15 protein-coding genes are annotated in these 20,737 nt (G+C 63.7%); 5 read left to right on the top strand and 10 right to left on the bottom strand.

Features of this window, described 5'->3' with window-relative positions; genetic code table 11:
* Nucleotides 1–232 precede the first annotated feature (232 nt).
* On the bottom strand, nucleotides 233–1,414 hold the full coding sequence (locus ACQ4WO_RS09565) for a trans-sulfuration enzyme family protein (protein ID WP_436481186.1): 1,182 nt from the start codon (nucleotides 1,412–1,414) through the stop codon (nucleotides 233–235).
* Nucleotides 1,411–2,802 carry a pyridoxal-phosphate dependent enzyme gene (locus ACQ4WO_RS09570; protein ID WP_436481187.1) on the bottom strand — a complete coding sequence of 464 codons (1,392 nt, stop codon included), beginning with the start codon at nucleotides 2,800–2,802 and terminating at the stop codon, nucleotides 1,411–1,413. The genes ACQ4WO_RS09565 and ACQ4WO_RS09570 overlap by 4 nt, the downstream gene beginning before the upstream one ends.
* Before the next feature lie 290 nt (nucleotides 2,803–3,092).
* On the opposite strand from ACQ4WO_RS09570, the gene ACQ4WO_RS09575 reads away from it, so the two are divergent.
* Complete coding sequence (locus ACQ4WO_RS09575) at nucleotides 3,093–3,641, top strand: thymidine kinase (RefSeq protein ID WP_034755172.1); 549 nt, start codon at nucleotides 3,093–3,095, stop codon at nucleotides 3,639–3,641.
* Between the two features lies 1 nt (nucleotide 3,642).
* On the opposite strand, the gene ACQ4WO_RS09580 is transcribed toward ACQ4WO_RS09575, so the two are convergent.
* Nucleotides 3,643–3,915, bottom strand: coding sequence for a putative signal transducing protein (locus ACQ4WO_RS09580; RefSeq protein WP_436481188.1), 273 nt, complete (start codon nucleotides 3,913–3,915; stop codon nucleotides 3,643–3,645).
* 49 nt (nucleotides 3,916–3,964) lie between these two features.
* Entirely contained in the window at nucleotides 3,965–5,935 is a 1,971-nt protein-coding gene (locus tag ACQ4WO_RS09585; protein WP_436481189.1) for a methyl-accepting chemotaxis protein, read from the bottom strand.
* A 519-nt stretch (nucleotides 5,936–6,454) separates the two neighbouring features.
* Between ACQ4WO_RS09585 and ACQ4WO_RS09590 the strand changes: the two genes are divergently transcribed.
* The gene (locus ACQ4WO_RS09590) at nucleotides 6,455–8,725 is read left to right on the top strand and encodes a carboxy terminal-processing peptidase (RefSeq protein WP_436481190.1); all 2,271 of its coding nucleotides are present in this window, start codon (nucleotides 6,455–6,457) and stop codon (nucleotides 8,723–8,725) included.
* A gap of 166 nt (nucleotides 8,726–8,891) precedes the next feature.
* Here the strand turns inward: ACQ4WO_RS09590 and ACQ4WO_RS09595 are convergent, their stop codons facing one another.
* A complete protein-coding gene (locus ACQ4WO_RS09595; RefSeq protein WP_436481191.1) occupies nucleotides 8,892–9,818 on the bottom strand; it encodes a LysR family transcriptional regulator in 927 nt (308 codons plus the stop codon).
* 119 nt (nucleotides 9,819–9,937) lie between these two features.
* Between ACQ4WO_RS09595 and ACQ4WO_RS09600 the strand changes: the two genes are divergently transcribed.
* The gene (locus ACQ4WO_RS09600) at nucleotides 9,938–11,152 is read left to right on the top strand and encodes an MFS transporter (protein WP_436481192.1); all 1,215 of its coding nucleotides are present in this window, start codon (nucleotides 9,938–9,940) and stop codon (nucleotides 11,150–11,152) included.
* Nucleotides 11,153–11,314: 162 nt separating this feature from the next.
* Here the strand turns inward: ACQ4WO_RS09600 and ACQ4WO_RS09605 are convergent, their stop codons facing one another.
* Entirely contained in the window at nucleotides 11,315–11,998 is a 684-nt protein-coding gene (locus ACQ4WO_RS09605; RefSeq protein ID WP_436481193.1) for a pentapeptide repeat-containing protein, read from the bottom strand.
* Nucleotides 11,999–12,306: 308 nt separating this feature from the next.
* Here ACQ4WO_RS09605 and alaC point away from each other — a divergent pair, with 308 nt between their 5' ends.
* Nucleotides 12,307–13,524, top strand: coding sequence for an alanine transaminase (alaC, locus tag ACQ4WO_RS09610; RefSeq protein WP_436481194.1), 1,218 nt, complete (start codon nucleotides 12,307–12,309; stop codon nucleotides 13,522–13,524).
* Between the two features lie 361 nt (nucleotides 13,525–13,885).
* A complete protein-coding gene (locus tag ACQ4WO_RS09615) occupies nucleotides 13,886–14,689 on the top strand; it encodes an alpha/beta fold hydrolase (RefSeq protein WP_436481195.1) in 804 nt (267 codons plus the stop codon).
* Nucleotides 14,690–14,858: 169 nt separating this feature from the next.
* Here ACQ4WO_RS09615 and glpK read toward each other — a convergent pair whose 3' ends face one another.
* The 4 genes from glpK to ACQ4WO_RS09635 are packed head-to-tail and all read right to left on the bottom strand — an operon-like array spanning nucleotide 14,859 to nucleotide 20,737.
* Entirely contained in the window at nucleotides 14,859–16,349 is a 1,491-nt protein-coding gene (gene glpK, locus ACQ4WO_RS09620) for a glycerol kinase GlpK (RefSeq protein ID WP_436481196.1), read from the bottom strand.
* Entirely contained in the window at nucleotides 16,346–17,905 is a 1,560-nt protein-coding gene (gene glpD / locus ACQ4WO_RS09625) for a glycerol-3-phosphate dehydrogenase (RefSeq protein ID WP_436481197.1), read from the bottom strand. The genes glpK and glpD overlap by 4 nt, the downstream gene beginning before the upstream one ends.
* A gap of 41 nt (nucleotides 17,906–17,946) precedes the next feature.
* Nucleotides 17,947–18,708 carry a TSUP family transporter gene (locus tag ACQ4WO_RS09630; RefSeq protein ID WP_436481198.1) on the bottom strand — a complete coding sequence of 254 codons (762 nt, stop codon included), beginning with the start codon at nucleotides 18,706–18,708 and terminating at the stop codon, nucleotides 17,947–17,949.
* Nucleotides 18,709–18,715: 7 nt separating this feature from the next.
* Nucleotides 18,716–20,737 (bottom strand): alpha-glucosidase, encoded by a 2,022-nt coding sequence (locus tag ACQ4WO_RS09635; protein WP_436481199.1) that lies wholly within the window; start codon nucleotides 20,735–20,737, stop codon nucleotides 18,716–18,718.

Raw genomic sequence — 20,737 nt, forward strand, 5'->3', positions numbered from 1 at the left:
AACTGATCATCGGCGCCATGATGCGCAAGCTGGTGCATGTAGCATTCGGCGTACTCAGGTCGGGCAAAATATTTGATCCGACCTTGCACGCTGCTTGACGGGGATAACAGTATCTACCTGCCACGGCATACCGTAGGTCGGATTGGCGTAGCGTAATCCGACAAGCACCGCATTAAATCGCATCAAGTTCGTAGCCGTCGGATTAGCGCAGCGTAATCCGACAGTCACCCCCTCAAATCACATCCAGCGCCGTGCGCAGATCATGCCGCAAATCCTCGATATCCTCGATCCCCACCGACAGCCGGATCAAGCCATCGCCGATGCCCAGTTTGGCCCGCTGTTCGGCCGGGATGCTGGCGTGCGTCATCAGGGCCGGGTGCTCGATCAGGCTTTCCACGCCGCCCAGGCTTTCGGCCAGGGCGAACACTTCGCAGCGCTCGAGGAAGCGCCGCGCGCCGGCCAGGTCCGTATCGAGGTCGATCGAGATGATGCCGCCGAAACCGTCCATCTGGCGCTGCGCCAGCGCGTGCTGCGGGTGCGAGGTCAGCCCCGGATAAAACACTTTGCGTACTTCCTTTTGCTGTTCCAGCCACTGCGCCAGGGCCAGGGCGCTTTCGCAATGGCGCTGCATGCGGATGGCCAGGGTTTTCACGCCGCGCAACGCTAAAAAGCTGTCGAACGGGCCTGCAATCGCGCCCACGGAGTTTTGCAAAAAGCCCAGCTGCTCGCGCCATTCCGCCTGGCGTGCTTCCGCGCCGACGACGGCGATGCCGCCGATGATGTCCGAGTGGCCGTTCAAATACTTGGTGGTCGAATGGACGACGATGTCGAAGCCATGCTCCAGCGGGCGCTGCACCAGCGGGCTGGCAAACGTGTTGTCGGCCACGGCAATGATGCCCCGCTCGCGGCAGATGTCGGCGATCGCGCGCAAGTCGGCCAGCTTCAGCATGGGGTTCGTTGGCGTTTCCACCCACACCATCTTCGTATCCGGGCGCAGCGCGGCCAGCAGGTTTTCCGGATTTGTCAGGTCGGCATAGTTAAATTCGTGACCGGCCGAGCGCCGGCGCACGCGCTCGAATAAACGGTAGGTGCCGCCGTACATGTCGTCGCCGGCGACGATATGGCTGCCAGCATCGAGCAATTCCAGCACGGACGAAATGGCGGCCAGGCCCGAGGCGAACGCGAACGCCGCGCTGCCGCCTTCCAGGTCGGCCACGCAGCGCTCGAGCGCCCAGCGCGTGGGATTGTGCGAGCGGCCATAGTCGAGGCCCTTGTGCACGCCGGGGCTGTCCTGCACGAAGGTGGAGGTGGCGTAAATGGGCGGCATGATGGCGCCCGTCGACGGGTCGGGCGACTGGCCGGCGTGGATGACTCGCGTGGCGAGGCGGCTCTTGCGGGTGGTTTCTTGGCTCAAGATAGTGTCCTGCGTAAGTGGTTGAGAAGGTCGAAGCGAGTGATCAGGCCATAGAAGGCGGTATCGTCGGCAACGACGGCCGTCAAGCCCCGGTCCAGGGTGGCGCGCAGGGCGGGCAAGCCGCTTGACGGCGCCAGGGTTTCGATCTGCGTCGTCATGGTGGCGCCCACCAGCGAGGCGAAATGGGCGGCGTCGCCGGAGACGTGCAGCAGCAAGTCCGATTCGTCGATGATGCCGACCAGTTGGCCGCCGTCGATGACGGGCAGCTGCGCCAGGTCGCTGGCGCGCATGCGGTTGAAGGCCGTGAGCAGGGTGTCGCCCGGCGCCACGCTGACGACGTCGCCCTCGTCGTAGCGGCGCCCGATCAGGTCGCGCAAGTCGCCCGACACGGCGCGCTGCAGCAAACCCTGGTCGCGCATCCAGCCATCGTTGTAGACCTTTGACAGGTAGCGCGTGCCCGTGTCGCAGACAAACGTGACGACGCGCTTCGGAGTCGTCTGCTCGCGGCAGTATTTGAGGGCGGCGGCCAGCAGGGTGCCGGTGGACGAGCCCCCTAAAATGCCTTCGGCGCGCAGCAGGGCGCGCGCGGAATCAAAGCTTTCCTGGTCCGTGATGGTGTAGGCCTTGGTGACGCTGTCCATGTCGGCGATAGCCGGGATGAAGTCTTCGCCGATGCCTTCGACGGCCCACGAGCCGCTCGTGTCGGCTACCTTGCCCGTGTCGATGTATTCGGTGAGGATGGAGCCTTGCGGGTCGGCCAGTACGAATTCGAGCTTCGGCTGCGCCTTGCGGAAGTAGCGGGTCAGGCCCGTCAGGGTGCCGGACGAACCGACGCCGACGACGATGGCGTCCACGTCATGGCCGCTTTGCTCCCAGATTTCGGGCGCCGTCGTCGTTTCGTGGGCCAGCGGATTGGCGGGATTGTTGAACTGGTCGGCGAAGAAGGCGCCCGGCAGTTCGCGCGCCAGGCGCGCCGCGTAATCCTGGTAGTACTCGGGATGGCCCTTGCCCACGTCCGAGCGCGTGGTGTGCACTTCCGCGCCCAGGGCTTTCAGGTGCAGCACTTTTTCCATCGACATCTTGTCGGGCACGACGAGAATCACGCGGTAGCCCTTGATGCGGCCCACCAGCGCCAGGCCGATGCCGGTGTTGCCGGCCGTCGCCTCGACGATGGTGCCGCCCGGCTGCAGGCGGCCGTCCGCTTCGGCCGCCTCGATGATGGACAGGCCGATGCGGTCCTTGATGGAACCGCCGGGATTTTGCGATTCCAGTTTCAGGAACAGCTGGCACAGGCCCGTGTCGAGCCTGGTCACTTCGACCAGTGGGGTATTGCCGATCAGCTTGTATAGCGCTGGCGGCTGGGATGGGGATGGCATTCGATCATTCATGGTGGCTCCTGTCAGAGAAACAACGGCTCCGGATTGTGTCCCGAGCCGCCTTCCGTGCCGCGCAGTGTAGGCGGGTGGACGAGTGCGGCGAACGAATGTTTATATGCTTGCATATGCGCTCTTCGCATATCGGCGGCAAGGTTCGCGATGCGAGTATGCGCCGTTTTTTGCCCGCTTGCCGCGCCAATGGCACGACTATTAAGCTGCCGCAAGCGCGCCATTGCGATTTATAATCACGCCTCGAAAAGATACTAAATAGTATTGAAATTACTCAGACAGGGCAGGCGGCAGTGGCAAAACTTTATTTCCGGTATTCCGCGATGAACGCGGGCAAGTCGACGGCCTTGTTGCAGGTCGCGCACAACTATGAAGAGCAGGGCCAGCAGGTGCGCCTGTACACGGCCGCCATCGACAGCCGCTACGGCGTGGGCCGGGTCACGTCGCGCCTGGGCCCGCAGCGCCAGGTCGACATCTTTCATGCCGACACGAATTTCCTCGACGATATTCCCCAGGTCGCCTGTTTGCTGGTGGACGAGGCGCAATTTCTCAGCACGGCCCAGGTGCAGCAGCTGCACCAGTTGGCGCAAGTGAAAGGTGTGCCCGTCATCTGCTACGGCTTGCGCACGGATTTCAAGGGCGAACCGTTTCCCGGCTCGGCCTATCTGCTGGCGCTGGCCGACGATATCGAGGAATTGAAGAATATATGTACTTGCGGCAAGAAGGCCACGATGAACATCCGCGTGGATGAGCAGGGCCGCCGCATCAAGGAAGGCGAGCAGATTAGTATTGGCGGCAACGAAAGCTACCGCCAGGCATGCGGGCGCTGTTTCTACTCATAAATTAGTCGGCGACGGGCGCACCCACATCGGCATCATCCGACAAGGCTAGGTCGCCCCGCTCGAAGGCGGCGAGGATGTCATTGGCGCGCGCCACGTCGTGCTCGCGCACCATGATGCGGGCGCCGCCGATGGCGGCCGCCAGCAGCATGTCTGCCTGCATGTGCTGGTCGTCCGTCAGCAGCACGTCGATGCCGGCCGCTGCCAGGCAGCCGCGGATGACGTGCGCATCCGTGGGGATCATCAGCCGGGCAATCAAAACATAGTCGTCGTGCATCGCGTCTCCTGGCGGTGTGGTATGCGCCATCTTAGCACCGCGTCCGCTTTTACAGCTTGAACACGCTCACCACCTGGTTCAGCTCCTGCGCCTGTTCCTGCAAGGCGTCGGCGGCGGCGGCCGCTTCTTCCACCAGGGCCGCATTCTGCTGGGTCACTTGGTCCATCTGGGCGATGGCCTGGTTGACTTGCTCGATGCCGCTGCGCTGCTCTTCGCTGGCCTGCGCGATTTCGGCCATGATGGTGCTCACTTGCTGCACGCTGGCCACCACGGTATCCATGGTGGCGCTGGCCTGGCTCACTTGCGCGTGGCCCAGGTCCACCGTGCTGGCCGACGCCTGGATCAGGTCCTTGATGTCTTTCGCCGCTGCCGTCGAGCGCTGTGCCAGGGTGCGCACCTCGGTGGCGACGACGGCGAAGCCGCGCCCCTGCTCGCCGGCCCTGGCCGCTTCCACGGCCGCGTTCAAGGCCAGGATATTCGTCTGGAAGGCGATGCCGTCGATGACGCCGATGATGTCGGCGATCTTGCTTGAGGAGTTGCGGATGGCGTCCATGGTGCTGGCCACCTGCGCCACGGCCGCGCCGCCTGTCGCTGCCAGGCTGGACGAGTCGTGCGCCAGCCGGCTTGCCTGCTGGGCATGGTCGACGTTCTGGCGCACGGTGGAACTCAGTTCTTCCATCGAGGCGGCCGTTTCTTCCAGCGAGCTGGCTTGCTGCTCCGTGCGGCTCGACAGATCCAGGTTGCCGCTGGCAATTTCACCGGACGCCGTGGCGATTTGCCCGGCGCTGCCGCGCACGTTGCCGACCACTTGCGACAGGTTGTCGCTGATGCGGTTCATGGCCAGCAGCAGGCGGCCGATTTCGTCCAGGCTGCTGGTATCGAGGTGCACCGTCAGGTCGCCGGCAGCGATTTGCGCGGCGGCTGTTTCGGCGGCGGCCAGCGGGCGCGACACGAGGGTGCGCACGAGCCAGTACAGCAGCAGGGCGAAGACGAGCAGGGCGATGAAGCCGGAAACGGCCAGCTGGTTGCGCAGCTGGCGCGCTTCCGCCGTGATCTCGTCCGTGAACGTGCCGCCCGCGATGATCCATTGCCAATCCTTGAATTGACGGTAATACAGCTGCTTTTCGCGCGCGCTTGCGCTCGTTTCGCCGGGCGCCGTCCATGTGTAGCGCATGGCGCCGTCTTTTTGCGCCAGCATGTCCTGGATGAACAATCGGCCGTCGCTGGCCTTGAACTCAAGCGCGCTCTTGCCTTCGCTGTTCGGGTGCAGCACCAGGTGGCCGTAATTGGCGCCGGGGGCAGTATCGACGATATAGATGTAGCCCGTCTGGCCGATCTTGACCTGGCGAATCTTCTCTTTCAGCATGGCCAGATTCTTGCTGATATCGAGGCCGATGAACAGCACGCCCACCACCTTGCCGCCCGCATCGCGCACGGGATCGTATTGCGTGATGTATTGCTTGCCGAACAAGGTGGCCATGCCGACAAAGCGCTGGCCTGCGCGCAGCGGCGCATAGCTGGGGTGGTTGTGGTCGAGCTGGGTGCCGATGGCCCGTTCGCCATTCTGCTTTTTCAGCGAAGTGCTGATGCGCACGAATTCATCGCCATTGGCGGCAAAGATGGTGGCGATCACGCCCGTCTGGGCCGTGTAGCGGTCGACCTGGGCCGTGTCGAGGTTGAGCACCTTGCCGCCGTTGGCCAGCGCGGGCGTGGCCTTGCCGGCCACGGCCACCATGGCACCCGCGTCGACCGTGAACGGGCCGGGAAATTCGGCCGCGAACAGGCGCGCGAAGCTGGCCGCCTCGTTGACCATGGCCGTGTGGAACACTTGCGTGGTCGTCATGACGCTATTGAGTTCGCTGGTGACGGCCGCTTCGGCGCGCTGTTCCAGTGCAGTCGAGGTGCGGATGCTGATCAAGGTCGTCAGGCTGGCGAGGATCAGGCTGACGAGGGCAAACGTGAACACGGTAATCTTGCCGCCGACACTCCATTGGCGGGGGGAGAACGAAATTGTAGGCATAGTTTGAGTCTGGCAAAGGGTAATCAGCTCGGCCATTCCTGGTCATGACATGACACGCGGGGAGGGGATCTGGTGGGGATACTGCTGAAACGGAGGTGCGCCGGCTGTGGGAGCCGCGCACGGGCAAGCTGGATTTCAGGGCGCGATGATAGCATGTTGCTTGCCTTTTGTTACTAAGTGTTTCCCGCAGGAATTACTTTTTCGCGGAAAAACATCATCGGTATCAAGGTTTGCAAAAACGGCCCATTGACTTTTTGGATTTCAATGGCACATCTAATCCATCTTCGTTGGAGGTGATGTGATTTTTGTCACGAATGTTTCACTTTGTAATGAATGAGACGCCATCCTTAATCCGCGTTTAAGCTTCCGGGAAGAAACTGATATTCCTTGGGAGACTGCCAGGCCGTATCCTGTAGAATAATATGCAGACCAGTCGTGTATTCCCCTTACTGTCTTGCTGGCTGGCGCATGAATAGCTGCGCCGCCTGGAATTGATTCAACTAATTTTCGGAGAAGCCGATGAAGAAGCAAATGATGCTGGTCACCCTGGTGCTTGCCCTGTCAGCCAACGCTGGCGCAGCCCAGACGGACAAGAGCGCCGCTCCTCCGCTACCCATGAAGCCGCTGGCCCAGCAAACGCAGGCCGCCTTGTGGGCATCGCGCGTATTGACGCGCGTCCATTACAAGGCCATGCCGCTCGACGACGCCATGTCGGAGAAAATCTTCGACCGCTATTTCAAATCCCTGGACGCGGAAAAACTGTTTTTCGTGCAGGCCGACATCGACCGTTTCGCCCCGCTGCGCACCAAGCTCGACGACGCCATCATCAATGAAGACCTGACGTCGCCGTTTGCCATCTATAACTTGTACCAGCAGCGTTTCGACGAGCGCATGGCGTATGCGCGTGAATTGCTGAAAACCAAGTTCGACTTTGCCGCCGACGAGAGCTACCAGATCGACCGCGAAAAAGCCGCTTGGCCGAAGAATGACGAGGAAGTGCGCGACCTGTGGCGCAAACGCGTCAAGAACGACTGGCTGCGTTTGAAACTGGCAGGCAAGGAAGACAAGGCCATCCGCGAAACGTTGGACAAGCGCTATGAAAGCTACACGACCCGTGCGCGCAAGCTCAACAGCGAAGACGTGTTCCAGATTTTCATGAACGCCTACGCCATGTCGATCGAACCGCATACCAATTACCTGGGTCCGCGCGCTTCCGATAACTTCGACATCGCCATGCGGTTGTCGCTCGAAGGCATCGGCGCCGTGCTGCAGACGCGCGACGAATACACGGTCGTGCGCGAAGTCGTGCCGGGCAGCCCGGCCGGCTTGTCGGGCAAGCTGAAAGTGGGCGACCGCATCGTCGGCGTGGGGCAGGGCGAAAGCGGCCCCATCGTCGAAGTGCTGGGCATGCGCATCGACGACGTGGTGCAATTGATCCGCGGCGCCAAGGATTCCGTCGTGCGCCTCGACATCTTGCCGGCCGACGCCGGCCCCGACGCCAAGCACGTGGTCGTGCCGCTGGTGCGCAAGAAAATCAGCATGGAAGAGCAGGCGGCGAAGAAATCGATCATCGAAGTGCGCGACAACGGCGTCAAGCGCCGCATCGGTGTCATTGCCCTGCCGACCTTCTACCAGGACTTCGAAGCGCGCCGCCGTGGCGACAAGGATTTCAAGAGCGCCACGCGCGACGTCAGCCGTTTGCTGGCCGAGTTGAAGAAGGATAAGGTCGACAACGTCCTCATCGACTTGCGCAACAATGGCGGCGGTTCGCTGAACGAAGCCGTCGAACTGACGGGCCTGTTCATCGACAAGGGCCCGGTCGTGATGCAACGCAATGCCGAAGGCAAGGTCGACGTGGAAAGCGACACCAATACCGGTCTGGCCTGGGATGGCCCGATGGGCGTGCTGATCAACCGCGGCTCGGCCTCGGCTTCCGAAATTTTCGCCGCCGCCGTGCAGGATTACGGCCGTGGCGTCATCATCGGCGAAGGCAGCTTCGGCAAGGGTACCGTACAAACCTTGTTCAACCTCGACCGTTTCGGCGGCAGCGAAAAAGCCCGTTTCGGCGAGCTGAAAATGACCATCGCCCAGTTCTTCCGCATCAATGGCGGCACCACGCAGTTGCGCGGCGTCACCCCCGACATCAAGCTGCCCGCCATGTCGGACACGGAAAACTTTGGCGAATCGAGCTATGACAATGCCCTGCCATGGGTGGCCATCAAACCGGCGCCATACATGCCGACGGGCGACCTGAAGGATATCGTGCCGCTGCTGGACAAGAAGCATGAAGCGCGCGTGGCCAAGGACAAGGATTTCCAGTACTTGCTCGATGACATCGCCCTCGTCGTCAAGCAGCGCAAGGAAAACCAGATTTCGCTCAATGAAACTGTGCGCCGCAAGGAGCGCGATGCCCAGGAAGCGCGCGCCAAGGCCCGTGAAAAACGCCTGATCGCGCAGATTTCGAATCCTGCCGACGACCTCGTGGTGATTCCCGATCCGAAAGACGTGCTGAAGGGCGCGAAAGCAGCCAACAAGACGGCCAAGCAGATCGCCGCCGTGAAGGGCGCCTTGCGCACCGACGACGGCTTGCAGGGCGACGAACGGGCTCTGAGCGCCGAACTGGACGCCGAAACGGCCGCCAAGAGCGCCAAGGACGTGCTGCTGAACGAAGCGGCGCGCATCCTGGCCGACGAAGTGGCGCTGATCAAGGCAGACACCCGCCTGGCATCCAAGGTCTTGCCGTATGCCGCGGATGTGAAGGCGACCCCGGTGGCGGCGACAGCGAAGTAATGAACGTGGAGTAAGGGGAGGGGAGGGTTATCTGTTTCGCGTATTTCTATCATTCCAACAATCAATTGGATTGATATGCCGCGATGCAGCATAATTCACTTGTCTCCTCTATTCTCCTCCAAGAAAATAGATTCAGCCCGCTCCTTGTAGCGGGCTTTTTTTTGTCTCAGATGTTGTGCGCGGGCAGTTGCACGTCGGGCTGGGCCGCCAGCAATGCCGTCAGCCAGCCGGCAAACGCCTGCAGCTTGGGCGTGGCCAGCCGGCCTTGCGGCGTCAGCAGCGACATGGGCATCGGCGTCGGCGGGCAGTCGGGCAGCACGGCCACCAGCGCGCCGCTGTCGAGGTGCTGGCGCACCTGGTACATTGCCGCCTGCGCCACACCCAGCCCTTGCAACGCGCAATCGACGCTGGCGTCCGCGTCATTGACGGCGATGGGCCCGGCCATCTGCACGCGCACCACTTCCTTGCCTTGTTGGAAATCCCAGTCGAAGGCGCGTCCCGTGCGGCCCGAGTAATGCATGATGCCGCTGTGCGCGGCCAGGTCAGCCAGGGTGTGCGGCGTGCCGTGCTGCGCCAGGTAGGCGGGCGAGGCGCACGTGGCGAAACGCATCAGGCCGATCTGCTTGCCGATGAAGGCGGAATCCTGCAAGGTGCCCACGCGCAAAGCGCAATCGATGCCTTCCTGCGTCAGGTCGACCAGGCGGTCCGTCAGGCTCAGCTGCAATTGCACGTCCGGATACGCGGCATGAAATTGCGCGATATGGGGAATGATCAGGCGCCGGCCCACGGTATTGGGAAGGTTGATGCGTAGCAAGCCGCGCGGTTTTTTCGCCTCCGGGCCGCGAAACGCCAGTTCCGCCGTATCGACGGCCTTCAGGATATCGATGCAGTGGCGAAAGTATTCGGCCCCTTCCGGCGTCAGCGACAGGCGGCGCGTGGTTCGCTGCAGCAATTGCGTGCCCAGGTAGGCTTCCAGCTTTTGCAGGGTGGCCGTCAGCGCGGCGCGCGGTAAATTCAATGTTTCGGCCGCCTTGGAAAAACTGTTGGCCTCGACGATGCGCACGAAGGTTTGCATGGCCTTGATCTTGTCCATGGGATAGCTTTCGTTTAATTGTTCATCTTATGTGAAAAGTATAGAGGGATTATGCCTTAATTATCTTTGCCGCAGTTTTGCCTAGAATGGCAACATCCCTATTGAATCGAGGAAACAACATGAACAAGGCCTCACCTTCTGCTCCCCACGACATTTCACCCGCCATGGTGCTGCTGCTGGCCATCGCTTCCGGCCTGATCGTCGCCAATCTGTACTACGCGCAAACCCTCGTCGGGCCCATCAGCGCCTCGACGGGCCTGTCGGCCAAAGCGGCCGGGCTGATCGTCACGCTGACGCAAGTCGGCTATACCCTGGGCCTGCTGTTTGTCGTGCCCCTGGGCGACTTGCTGGAAAACCGCCGCCTGATCGTCACTGCCTTGCTGGTGACGGCCACGGCCCTCGTGGTGGCGGCCCTCTCCACGGGCGCCATCGTGTTCCTGGCTGCCGCGCTGGCCATCGGCCTCGGTTCCGTGGCGGCGCAAGTGATCGTGCCGTTTGCCGCCCACCTGTCGCAGGAAGCGACGCGGGGCCAGACGGTGGGCAAGGTAGTCAGCGGCTTGTTGCTGGGCATCATGCTGGCCCGCCCCGTGGCCTCGCTGGTGGCCGCGCACGCCAGCTGGCACGTGGTGTTTGGCGGTGCCGCAGTACTGATGCTGGCGCTGGCTGCCGTGCTGCGCCGCGCCTTGCCCGTGCGCCAGCCCGTGTCGAGCATGAAATATCCGGCCCTGTTGGCTTCGCTGTGGCATTTGTTGCTGGGCACGCCCGTACTGCGCCGCCGCGCCGCCTATCACGCCGGCCTGTTTGGCGCCTTCAGCCTGTTCTGGACCGTCACGCCGCTGGTGCTGTCCAGCCCCGCGTTCGGCCTGTCGCAAACGGGCATCGCCATCTTTGCCCTGGTGGGCATGGCAGGCGCCGTCGCTTCGCCCATCGCCGGCCGCCTGGCCGATGCGGGCCACACCTTGCCGGCCACGGCCGTTGCACTGGCGCTGGGCATCGTCGCCTTTGCCTTGCCGATGGTCGCGCCGGAATCGAAACACGTGGCGCTGGGGCTGCTGGTGGTCGCTTCCATCGTGCTCGACATGGGCGTGGCAGCCAACCTGGTGCTGGGCCAGCGCGCCATCTTCAGCCTGGGTGCGGAAGTGCGGGGCCGCCTGAACGGCCTGTATTTCGCGCTGTTCTTCGCCGGCGGCGCGGCGGGTTCGGCCATCGGCGCCTGGGTATATGCCAGCTACGGCTGGCAGGCAACATTGCTGACCGGCATGGCGTTTCCAGGTCTGGCCCTGCTGGTGTGGCTGGGAGAATTTTTACCGCAGGCCACGCGCCGTACGGCTTGAAACCCTGATGGCGCCTCATTATCACTGATGAGTATTTCTATCATCATGAAGATAAAGTGGCGTGATATGCCGCAATGCCGCAAGATGCACTTGTCTCCTCTATCTCCTCCAAGGAAATAGATTCAGCCCGCTTCCGTAGCGGGCTTTTTTTGTCTGTTCAGATCAAATCACCACCAGGTCGAGCGCGCGCATGAAGTTCGCCGCCTGCGCATGCGTGATGACGGCGCCTTTCAGCAAGGCCGCTTCGCTCAATTTGAAACCGTCGATATCGGTGCCGCGCAAGTCCGCGCCCTGGAACTTCGCCAGTTTGATGGTGGCATTGCGCAGGCTGCCGCCTTCGAAGACGGCCTCGCGGAAATCGCAGCCGGCCAGGTAGGCGTCGGAAAAATCCAGCTGTTTTAAGGTCGCCTTGCGAAACGAGAAGCCGCGCAAGTCGGCGCCCACCAGCAGGCTGTCTTCGAAGGTGAGGCCCAGGTGGGCCACTTCCTCGAAAGACGCGCCCGTCAGCTTGCAGCCGCGGTAGGTTGCCGAGGCCAGCTTGGCGCGCCGCCATTTCGTGTTGTTCAGGTCGCAGCCTTCGAAACTGGCGTCGACGGCGTCGACGGATTCGAAATCGGCGCTGCCTGCGCGGCAGCGGCGCCAGGTGCTGCGCGCCAGTTTGCTGGCGAACAAGTTGGTGTCGGCAAAGGTGCAGCGCTCGAAAGTGCAGCCTTGCAAATCGAGGCGCGACAAGTCTTCGCCGTCGAACGCGCAATCGATGAAGTGGCGTACCGATTGCGCCAACTGCTGTTCCATGCCGGCGCGGTCCAGGGTCATGCCATCTACTGCGGTGTCGTGTGTTGCCATCCGTATTCATTCCTCATCAATGCAGGGGAGGGATGGCACGGCGGGAAAAATGCACGAACCAGAACACCTCCCCGGCTGGTGGTACAGCCAAGAGTCAGCGCCGTGGGTCCGCGTGGGCGGGAGCATGCCGGACTGCGCCGGGCACTTACCGGGTTACCAACCGGTGCGCTCATTTTCGATCAGTACGCATTGTAGCGTGTCCGAATCGGCCTTGCCAGTTTCCGCAAGCTCGGGTTAGTATCACTGCAGGCACACGCATTGTGCCAACGTCGCTCGGACGGATCCGGGCGCTTACGTATAGAGATACCATGACCGACAGCCAAGCTCCGCGCAGCTTTTCGCGCATCAATCGCCTTCCCCCCTACGTTTTCAATATCACCGCCGAGCTCAAGATGGCCGCGCGCCGCCGTGGCGAGGACATCATCGACATGTCGATGGGCAATCCCGATGGCGCCACGCCGGCCCACATCGTGGACAAGCTGGTCGAGACGGTGAAACGCCCCGACACGCATGGCTATTCCGCGTCAAAAGGCATTCCGCGCCTGCGCCGCGCCATTTCGCACTGGTACAAGAAGCGCTACGAGGTTGACATCGACCCGGACAGCGAAGCCATTGTCACCATCGGCTCGAAAGAGGGCCTGGCCCATCTGATGCTGGCAACACTCGACCGTGGCGACACGGTGCTGGTGCCGAACCCCAGTTACCCGATCCACATCTGGGGCGCCGTGATCGCGGGCGCCGACATCCGCTCCGTGCGCATGGGGCCGGGCGTGGACTTCTTTGCCGAACTGGAACGGGCGATCCGCGAAAGCTATCCGAAACCGAAGATGATGGTGCTGGGCTTTCCGTCCAACCCCACTGCGCAATGCGTGGAGCTGGAATTTTTTGAAAGAGTCGTCGCGCTGGCGAAGCAGCACAATATCCTGGTGGTGCATGACCTCGCATACGCCGACATTACCTTCGATGGCTGGAAGGCGCCGTCCATCATGCAGGTGCCCGGCGCGCGCGATGTGGCCGTCGAGTTTTTCACCATGTCGAAAAGCTACAACATGGCGGGCTGGCGCATCGGCTTCATGGTGGGCAATGCGGAACTGGTGGCGGCCCTGGCGCGCATCAAGAGCTACCACGACTACGGCAGTTTCACGCCAGTGCAAGTGGCCGCCATTGCCGCGCTGGAAGGCGACCAAAGCTGCGTGACGGACATCTGCGCCCAGTACCAGCGCCGCCGCGACGTGCTGGTGAAAGGCTTGCATGAAGCGGGCTGGATGGTGGAAAAACCGAAGGCGTCGATGTATATCTGGGCGCATATTCCGGAAGCGTACCGCCACCTGGGTTCGCTGGAATTTGCCAAGCTGCTGCTGCAGAAGGCCAAGGTCAGTGTGTCGCCCGGCATCGGTTTCGGCGAATATGGCGATGAATACGTGCGCTTCGCCCTGATCGAAAACGAGGCTCGCGTGCGGCAGGCGCTGCGGGGCATCAAGAATATGTTGCGTTCTGGCGACGGGAAAACGGAAGCGGCAGCATAAAAGTTGCCGTGTGGAATTCTTCGTTGCCCCTAATATCACTATCGCGTATTTCTGACATCACGAATATAAAGTGGTTTTATATGCTGCGACGCGGCATCATTCATCTGTCTCCTCTATCTCCTCCAAGGAAATAGATTCAGCCCGCTCCCGCAGCGGGCTTTTTTTTGGCGTCGCCATCGCCGCTGTCCACCGCCGGCAACACCAGCGGCCCGCAGCCAGACCATAGGGCCAGGCCTTGCCCCTGCAGGAAGATCAGGGCGCCGCCTAAGCTGCCAAAATGACATTGTTGAGTGCTAGTATTTCGACTCGCCTGCCGATGCGGGCAGCTCGTCACCACTCTCCAATCATATCGGGAATCATCATGACCTCATTCATCAAGCCATTGTCCATTGCCGCCGTCGTGGGCACCTTGTTCGCCAGCATCGTTCCTGCCAGCCCGGCTTCGGCGGCGGGCGCCGTCAAGCCCACCATCGTCCTGGTCCATGGCGCGTTTGCCGATGCATCGAGCTGGGACGGCGTCGCCGCCATCCTGCAAAAAGACGGCTACACCGTCATCGGCGCGGCCAATCATCTGCGCAGCGTCAAGAGTGACGCCGATTCCGTGGCCCGTGTCGTCAACAGCGTGCCTGGCGCGGTCGTGCTGGTGGGGCACTCCTACGGCGGTTCGGTGATCAGCGCCGCTGCCCAGGCAGGCGGCAACGTCAAGGCGCTGGTCTACGTGGCGGCTTTTGCGCCCGATGCCGGCGAGACGGCCGCTGGCCTGTCCGGCAAATATCCGGGCGGCACCTTGGGCACGGCTTTGGCCAAGCCCGTACCGCTGGCCGATGGCAGCAACGATCTGTTTATCGAGCAGGCCAAGTTCCACGACCAGTTCGCCGCCGATTTGCCAGCGGCCAAGGCCCGCCTGATGGCGGTCGGCCAGCGTCCGATCACGGATGCGGCGCTGAACGAAGCCTCGCCTGCGCCAGGCTGGAAGGGTATCCCGTCCTGGTTTGTCTACGGCAAGGCAGACAAGAATATTCCCGCAGAAGCGCTGGCCTTCATGGCCAAGCGTGCCAATGCGAAGAAAACCATCGTGATCGACGGCGCCTCGCACGTGGTGATGAGCTCGCATCCGGCGGAAGTGGCCAAGCTGATCGAGGAAGCGGCTGGCAGCGTCAAGTAAGCAACCAGGGCATCACGCCAAGATATTGATGGGGCTTATCTCGCTCATCACAACACATGATTGGCGTGATATGCCGCAATGCGTCAAAATGCATCTGTCTCCTCTACTTCCTCACAGGAATTAGATTCAGCCCGCTCCCGCAGCGGGCTTTTTTTTGCCCCGACGTTTGTCAGTGTTCTCCATTACCGGTAAACCGCCGCACGGCCACTTCCCACTGCTGCATCAGGCTGGCCGCCTGGTCGCGCCCGATGGTGGGCAAAAACGTCCTGTCGGCGCGCCAGTGCGACGCCAGTTCCTCCACGCCACGGTACTGGCCGATGGCCAGGCCCGCCAGGTAGGCGGCGCCCAATGCCGTCGTTTCGATCACTTGCGGGCGCACGACGGGGATGCCCAGCAAGTCGGCCTGGAATTGCAGCAGCAGGTTGTTGGCGCAGGCGCCGCCGTCCACGCGCAGTTCCGTGATCGGCGCTTGCGCGTCGCGCGTCATAGCGCCCAGCAGGGCGGCGCTCTGGAAGGCGATCGCTTCCAGTGCCGCGCGGGCGATGTGGCCCACCGTGCTGCCGCGGCTCAGGCCCAGGATGGCACCCTTGGCCGACGGCACCCAGTACGGCGCGCCCAATCCCGTGAACGACGGCACGAAGACGACGCCGCCCGAATCGGGCACGGAGGCGGCCAGGCCTTCCGCTTCGCCCGCGTGGCCGATGGCACCGAGGCCGTCGCGCAGCCATTGCACCACGGCGCCGCCGATGAAGACGCTGCCTTCGAGCGCATACGCCGGCTGCGCGCCCGCCTGGCAGGCGGCCGTGCTGATCAGGCCATGCTGCGATTGCGCGCACTGTTCGCCCGTATTGAGCAGCAGGAAGCAGCCCGTGCCATAGGTATTCTTGGCCATGCCCGGCTTGAAGCAGGTCTGGCCGAACAGCGCCGCCTGCTGGTCGCCGGCGATGCCGCCGATGATGACAGGGCTGCCCAGCACCTCGGCATCCGTTTCGCCATATACGTGGCTCGATGGGTGGACGGATGGCAGCAGGCTGGCGGGAATTCCCAGCCAGTCGAGCAGCTGCGCATCCCAGCAGCCTTCATGCAGGTTCCACAGCATGGTGCGCGAAGCGTTGGTGACGTCGCTCACGTGCAGGCGGCCGCCCGTCATTTTCCACGCCAGCCACGTATCGATAGTGCCGAAGGCCAGTTCGCCGCGCATGGCCCGCGCGCGCGCGCCGGGCACGGCGTCGAGTATCCAGCGCAGCTTGGTGCCGGAAAAATACGGGTCCAGCACCAGGCCCGTTTTGGCGTGGATGGCGCCGGCCAGGCCGCGCGCGCGCAAGTCTTCGCACAGCGCTTCCGTGCGGCGGTCTTGCCAGACGATGGCGTTGTACACGGGTTCGCCCGTGGCGCGGTCCCATACCACCGTCGTTTCGCGCTGGTTGGTGATGCCCAGCGCACCGAGCGCATCGGCCTGCAAGCCCGTCTTGGCCAGCACTTCACGGCAGGTCGCCAGCTGGCTGTGCCAGATTTCCATCGGATCGTGCTCGATCCAGCCCGGCTGCGGGAAGAGCTGGCGAAACTCGCGCTGTGCCACGGCGACGATGGCGCCTGATTCATCGAACACCATGCTGCGCGAGCTGGAAGTGCCCTGGTCGAGGGCCAGCAGGTAGGTCATGCCGCCACCTCTTGCGCCAGATGGGCCGCCAGCCACTGCTGCACGCGTGCCACGTCGGCCGGCGTGCAGCGCAATCCCAGCTTGCTGCGCCGCCACAGGATGTCGTCGCTGCTCCTGGCCCATTCCACCTCGATCAGATAGCACGCTTCAGCCTCGTACAGGCCGGGCGCCAGCTGCGCGCCCAGGTCGGCCATCGAGGCGGCGCCCGTCAGCAGGCGCGTGGCGCGGCTGCCGTAGGCGCGCGCATAGCGGCGCGCCAGCGCGGGCGGCAGCCAGGCGTGGTCGCGCTGGAAGCGGGCGAGAAAAGCCTCGAAATCATGGCTGTCCACCAGCCGGTTCGCCTGCTGCAGGTCGCCGCCGGGCAGGGGCGCCTCGGCCGTCCACGCCGCGGCGGTATTGTCCAGCAGGGGCGCCAGCAAGCCCAATGCTTCCTCGGCCAGCTTGCGGTAGGTGGTGATCTTGCCGCCCCAGATATTGAGCAGCGGCGCACCCGTCGCCGCGTCGCCGCGCGCCACTTCCAGCAGGTAGTCGCGCGTGACGGCCGACGCGTTCTGCGCGCTGTCGTCGAGCAGCGGGCGCACGCCCGAATACGTCCACACGACGTCGGCGGGGCTGATCTCGCGCTTGAAATAGCGGTTCGCTGCCTGGCACAGGTAAGCGATTTCCATCTGGCTGATTTTGACCTGGCTGACCTCTCCCTTGTATTCCTCGTCCGTGGTGCCGATCAGGGTGAAGTCATCCTGGTAGGGAATGGCGAAGATGATGCGCTGGTCCGGGTTCTGGAAGATGTAGGCGTTCGGATGCTCGAACAGGCGCGGCACGATGATGTGGCTGCCCTTGATCAGGCGCAGCCCCTGCGTCTTGCCGCCGCCGGCCGCGCCGGCAAATTGCGCCGTCCACGGTCCTGCCGCGTTGACGATGGCGCGCGCGCGCAGCACCTGGCGCTTGCCATCTTCGGCTTGCAGGGTGGCTTGCCAGGCGCCGCCATCGCGGCGCGCATCGACGCAGGCCGTGCGCGTGAGGATGTGCGCGCCGTGTTCCTGCGCATCGAGCGCATTGAGCACCACCAGGCGCGCGTCGTCGACCCAGCCGTCGGAGTACACGAAGCCCTTGCGGTAGCCGGCCTTCAGCGGCGCGCCCGCCGCGTGCTTGTCCAGCGCGATGCCTTGCGAGGCGGGCAAAAAGGCGCGCTTGGCCAGGTGGTCGTACAGGAACAGGCCCGCGCGTATCATCCAGGCGGGGCGCTGGGCGGCGTCGTGCGGCATGACGAAGCGCATCGGCCACATGATGTGGGGCGCGGCGCGCAGCAGCACTTCGCGTTCCTGCAGCGCCTTGCGCACCAGCTTGAATTCATAGTATTCGAGGTAGCGCAGGCCGCCGTGTATCAGCTTGGTGGACGCGGACGAGGTGTGCTGCGCCAGGTCGTGCTGTTCGCACAGCACCACGCGCAAGCCGCGGCCGGCCGCGTCGCGCGCGATGCCGGCGCCGTTGATGCCGCCGCCGACGACCAGCAGGTCGCAGTGGGCGGGCAGGGAGGAAAAGCGGGAAGCGGACATGGAAGGTTCGTCTTGTAAAAGTAAAAGGGAAAGGCGCCGCCTCAGGCAAGCAGCGACAGCACGGGCGGCAGCACCAGGGCCAGGCCGGCGATCAGCAGCAGCACGAAGACGGCGCGGCGCACCTGTTCGATGGGCAGGCGCGAAGGGTGGCGGCGCGCCAGCCACGTCAGGCCCATCACCAGCGGCAAGGCCTCGAGCGTCAGCCAGAATGCCGTCATGCTGAACTGGCCGTGCGCCAGCACGAGGGCCAGGCGCAGCACGGCATTCGCGGCAAACAGCACGATCAGCGAATGGCGGATCATGTCGGCCGGCCATGGCTGGCGGTACAGGTGGTACACCATGGGCGGGCCGGCGCTGGCGAACAGGCCGCCCATCACGCCGGACACGCCGCTGAAGAACAGAAACGCGGGCAGGCTTGACTGCCGCGCCCGCGCGCTGGCGCGCAGCACCAGCATGAAGGCGCAGACGACGATGGCGCAGCCGAGCAGGAAGCGCAGCACGCTCACTTGCTGCGCGCTGAACCAGCCCAGCAGGGCCACGCCCGCGCCCACGCCCAGCTGGCTGACGGCCAGCGAGGGGCCGAACACGGGCCAGGCCAGCTGCGGGCGCGTGCGGCCAAACGTGATGGCGGCATTCACCAGCACCAGCACGCTGACCACGTTGGCGACGTCGCCCAGGCTGGCCAGGTGCAGCACGGCCGTCAGGCCCAGCAGGATCAGGCCAAACGCAAAGCCCGTCAGGTTCTGCGCCACGCTGGCCAGCGCCACGCAGGCCAGGAACAGCAAGTGCGACGCCACGCTCATGCCAGGCTCATTTCGCCAGCGACAGGAAGAAGTCTTGCTGCGCGCAGCCGTGCCGCACGAAGACGGGCGGCTGGCCCAGCGGCGCGCCGACTTCCACGCGCTGGCCGCCTTCGAACACGGCGCCGCTCCACAGGTGGATCCAGGCGTCGCCCTGCGGCAGGTAGGCGCTCCAGCGCGCGGCGCCGGCCGCATGCACGGGCGCCACCAGCAGGTCGGGGCCGAACAGGTACTGGTCCTGGATGGCGTAGGTGGCGCGGTCGTGTTCATAGTGCAGGAACAGCGGGCGTTGCAGCGGCAGGCCGCGCGCCACGGCGTCTTCGGCCAAGGCGCGGATGGTCGGCGCCAGCGCCACGTGCAGCCGCGTCATGCGGGCAAAGTGGCGAAATACCTCTTCATCCTGGTAGAACTGGAAGTTTTCGTCGGGACGGTTGCCTTCGTGCGTGCGCATCATCGATGTAAACACGGCCATCTCCGTCCAGCGCTGGAACAGCTCGGCCGTGCGCAGGTTGCCGAACAAGCTCGTATAGCCGCCGATGTCGCTGTGGTGGTAGGCATTGCCCAGGAGGCCAGACGACAGGGCGCCGCAGATCACCGTCTGCAAGCCGTCGTGTCGGCTGAAGTCGACCGACTGGTCGCCCGCCCACAGCAGCGGGCAGTGCGCCTGCACGCCCGTGTAGCCGGCGCGCATGAAGAAAGTGGCGTCGCCCGTCTTGCCGGCCCGTTCGATGGCGCGCGCATTGACTTCGGCCCACAAGGTCGGCCACGCGTTGTGCATCAGGCGCGCGTCGGCGCCATTGTGCAGGCGCAGGTCGATCGGCAGGTATTCGCCGAAATCGGCCATCCAGCCGGACAGGCCGAAATCGAGCATTTCCTGGCGCAGGATGCGTTCCTCGAACCACAGCGCGGCCGCCGGATTGGTGAAGTCGACGACGCCGCAATCGAATTCGCCGAAGTCGACCAGGTAGGCGCCGCCATCCATGGCGGTCGCCAAAAAGCCCTGCTGCAGCGCTTCCTGGTACAAGGTGCCATCGTTGCACAGGTAAGGATTGACGTAGCCGAGGAAGCGGATGTCCTGTTTGCCCAGGTCGGCGATCCAGTTCTTCAGGTCAGGGTAGCGCTGCGGCTGCCAGCGCCAGTCCCAGAACAAGCGTTTGCCGAACGAGGTCTGGCGCAAGCCGACCCAGTCTTCGCACCACAGGGCGCTGACGGGCAAGCCGTGTTCCTGCGCCTGCGCGAGGATGGCGCGCGCGTGCTCCTCGCCGCCTTTCAGTCCCAGCATGGCGCCATTCTGTAGCCATGCCGGCAATTGCGGCTGGCGGCCGAAGCGCTGCGAGACGACGCCCACCAGGTCGACGAAGGTGTCGGCCAGCATGAATTCCAGGCGCTCTGGCATGGCCCAGAATTGCAATTCGTGGAAATCCGGCTGGCGGAAATCGAAGTCCGCATACGCCGTCGTTTCCGCATGCAGGCAATAGCGCTGCGACGAGATGAAGCTCGGTTGCGGATAATTCGTGTGGTAGTAGTCGCCGCCCGACTTGGACGTCACGTCCGCTTGCCACGTCAGATGCGTCGACTTGTCGCGGCCCACGCCCGGCTCCGACGTCCACAGGGGGAAGTGGCGCCCGCGCAGGTCGAAGTACGACATCTGCTCGCCGCAGCCCCACACATGTTCGTCCTGTTCTGCGGGCAGGCGCAGCCACAGCCGGTTCCAGCCCGGCGCCGCGTAGCGCACCACCAGGTGCACGCCATGCGGCTGCGATTGCACGGCCAGCACCAGTTGCGGTGCTTCGCCCGCATGGCGCGCAAAGCTCAGGGTGGCGGCGTCGTCCTCCTGCGTGACGGTCAGCGCACGCAGGGCATTGCGCTCCTCGACGTAATCCTCGATCTCGAAATTACCTCGGTACATTTCCATGCTTTCGCGGCCTTGGCCGACGAACACGCATGGCGCATCGACGCTGTGGCGCAGCAGCAAGCGGCCGGCGCAGCGCAGGGCGACGCTGTCATTTTCCTGGTGTAGTGTGTACTGCAT

Source organism: Janthinobacterium aestuarii (assembly GCF_051380835.1).
Lineage (GTDB): Bacteria > Pseudomonadota > Gammaproteobacteria > Burkholderiales > Burkholderiaceae_D > Janthinobacterium > Janthinobacterium aestuarii.